The 3,210-nt window shown below is 65.0% G+C and carries 3 protein-coding genes; all 3 read left to right on the top strand.

The genetic code is table 11. The annotated features are described in order from the left end of the window. The coding region (locus RI841_RS15680) for an extracellular solute-binding protein (protein WP_310706564.1) at positions 1–539 on the top strand (539 nt) is incomplete at its 5' end. A gap of 56 nt (positions 540–595) precedes the next feature. Continuing rightward, the gene (locus RI841_RS15685) at positions 596–1,963 is read left to right on the top strand and encodes a glutamine synthetase family protein (RefSeq protein ID WP_310706565.1); all 1,368 of its coding nucleotides are present in this window, start codon (positions 596–598) and stop codon (positions 1,961–1,963) included. A 51-nt stretch (positions 1,964–2,014) separates the two neighbouring features. Next, the coding region (locus RI841_RS15690) for an FAD-binding oxidoreductase (RefSeq protein WP_310706566.1) at positions 2,015–3,210 on the top strand (1,196 nt) is incomplete at its 3' end.

Consider the following 3,210-nt stretch of genomic DNA (forward strand, 5'->3'; position numbering starts at 1 on the left):
CCTGCGCCTTCCTGGGCCACGGCTATGACTGCACTGACATGAACGCCTGGAAGGAGGCCGCCCGGGTGTTGATCGATACCAAGCGGCGTGACACCTTCAGTGGCTTCACCGACGGTACGCCGGCGCTGCAGCAGCTGGCCCGCGGCGTCACCCACGTGGGGCTCTCCTACAACGGTGACTACCTCTTCTTCAAGGATGAGGACCCGGAGACCTTCGAGACCCTGGACTTCATGATCCCCGACGAGGGCGCCGAGATGTGGGTGGATGCGATGCTCATCCCCTCCGAGGCCCCCAATCCGGACATGGCCCACAAGTTCATCGACTTCATCCTCGATGCCCAGGTCGGTGCCCAGCTCTCCAACTACAACTATTACGCCAGTCCCAATGCGGCCGCCGAGCCCTACCTGGACGCGGTGCTGACCGAGCCGCCTGTCCAGCCCAGTGAGGCGGACATGGAGCGACTGCGCTTCACCCCCAGCCTGGAAGGCGATGCCCTGCAGACCTTCCAGCAGCTCTGGTCCGAAGTCCAGTCTCGCTGAGTGCAGGGCCCCCGGCATCGGGCCGGGGGCTCGCCATCCCGAGCAAGGAAATTCCCATGAGTAACCGACAGGAGCAGCCGCTCCTCAACGACTGGTTTCAGAATCACGGCATCACCGAGGTAGAGTGTCTGGTCAGCGACCTGACCGGCATCCTCAAGGGCAAGATCATGCCCGCCGGCAAGTACCTGGGCGGCGGTCGTCCACGGCTGCCCGATTCGATCTTCATCCAGACCGTCACCGGCGGCTATCCCGACGACGAGGACATCCGCTTCTGGAATCCCGCCGAACGGGACATGGAGCTGGTGCCCGACGCGAATGCCATCTACCTGGTGCCCTGGGCCGAGGATCCCACGGCGCAGATCATCCATGACTGCTTCTACCTGACCGGCGAGCCGGTGGAGCTGGCGCCACGCTATGTGCTGAAGCGGGTGCTGGAGCTCTACGCCGCCCGCGGCTGGACGCCGGTGATCGCCCCGGAGGTGGAGTTCTATCTGGTCAAGACCAATACTGACTCCGACTACCCTCTTGAGCCGCCGATCGGTCGCACCGGCCGCCAGGAGAGCAGCCGCCAGTCCTTCTCCATCGATGCGGTCAACGAGTTCGACCCGTTGTTCGAGGAGATGTACGACTACTGCGAGGCGATGAACCTGGACCTCGACACCCTGATCCACGAGGAGGGGGCGGGCCAGATGGAGGTCAACTTTCAGCACGGCGATCCGTTGACTCTTGCCGACCAGGTGGTGATGTTCAAGCGCACCCTGCGCGAGACCGCTCTGCGCCACGGCATGTACGCCACCTTCATGGCCAAGCCCATGGCCAACGAGCCGGGCAGCTCCATGCACATCCACCAGAGCCTGCTCGACGCCAAGGACGGGCACAATGTCTTCGCTGATGCGGATGGCCAGCCCAGCAAGCTGTTCCACCACTTCATCGGCGGCCTGCAGCGCTACCTGCCCTCGGTGATGCCGCTGCTGGCGCCTAACGTCAACTCCTACCGCCGGCTGATGCGCACCGAGACCAGCGGCTCGGCACCGATCAACGTGGAGTGGGGCATGGACAACCGCACCGTGGGACTTCGCGTGCCGGTCTCCTCCCCCGAGGCGACACGGGTGGAGAACCGCCTGGCGGGCGCGGATGCCAACCCCTACCTGGTGATGGCGGCCTCGCTGGCCTGCGGCTACCTGGGCCTGCTGGGCCGCCTCGAACCGCGCCCGCCGATGGTGGGTTCCGCCTGGTCCGGCGGCAACAAGTTGCCCGACGACATCGGGCCGGCGCTGGACTTGTTGCACGACTGCCAGCCCTTGGCCGACATCCTTGGCGAGCGCTTCATCCACAGCTACCTGGCGGTCAAGCGTGCCGAACACCGCGCCTACTTCCAGGTCATCAGTTCCTGGGAACGCGAGCATCTGCTGCTCAGGGTGTAGCAGGACTTGGCACCCAGCCATGGGTGAATACCTCTGTTTCAGGAGACTTGAATGCCGGTTCCTTTCGAGAAAGATCACGCCGCGTCCTGGTACGCTGCCACCGCCAACGCCGCGCCCGAGCGAGCTGCTCTCGAGGGTGAGGTGAGCTGCGATGTCTGTGTGGTGGGAGCGGGATTCACCGGTATCTCCTCGGCCCTGCACCTGGCCGAGCAGGGCTTGAGTGTGGTGGTGCTGGAGGCAGCCCGGGTGGGGTTCGGGGCTTCCGGCCGCAACGGTGGCCAGATCGTCAATAGCTACAGTCGCGACATGGACGTCATCGAGGCGAAATACGGAGAGCAGACGGCCCGCGTCCTGGGTGACATGGCCTTCGAAGGCAACCGCATCATCCGTGAGCGGGTCGAGCGCTACGCCATCGACTGCGACCTCAAGGACGGCAACCTCTTCGCCGCCTGCAATGCCAGGCAGATGCAGGGGCTGCGCGAACACAAGGCGCTGTGGGAGCGCTACGGCTATCGGGAGCTCGAACTGCTGGAAGGGCAGGCGGTGACGCGTGAGGTCAACTCCCAGCGCTATACCGGGGCTCTGGTGGACCACGGCGGTGGCCATCTCCACCCGCTCAATCTGGTGCTGGGTCAGGCGGCCGCCGTCGAGTCACTGGGCGGGCGTATCTTCGAGGCTTCGCCGGTCACCGGCGTGGAGCATGGCAACCCCGTGCGCCTGCGCACTCCTCGGGGGGTGGTCAAGGCCCGTCGTGCAGTGATGGCCGGCAATGCCTACCTCAAGGGGGTACTGCCCGAGATCGAGGGCCGGTCGATGCCCTGTGGCACCCAGATCATCACCACCGAGCCGATCGGGGAGGCGCGCGCCCGTGAGCTGATTCCCAATGGCCTGGCGGTGGAGGACTGCAACTATCTGCTCGACTACTATCGACTCACCGCCGATAACCGTCTGCTCTATGGCGGCGGTGTCAACTACGGCGGTGATGACCCGAGTGACATCACCGGCGTGATTCGCCCCAAGATGCTCAAGACGTTCCCGTCGCTGGCCGATGTGATGGTGGATTACGCCTGGAGCGGCACCTTCCTGATGACGCTCAACCGTCTGCCGCAGTTCGGGGTGATCAACGACAACGTCTACTATGCCCAGGGTTACTCGGGACACGGCGTCACCTGCACCCACCTGGCCGGGCGGCTGATCGCCGAGGTGATGACGGGCCGCGAAGAGCGATTCGACGCCTTCGCCGGCCT

The organism is Halomonas sp. (assembly GCF_031581305.1).
Lineage (GTDB): Bacteria > Pseudomonadota > Gammaproteobacteria > Pseudomonadales > Halomonadaceae > Halomonas.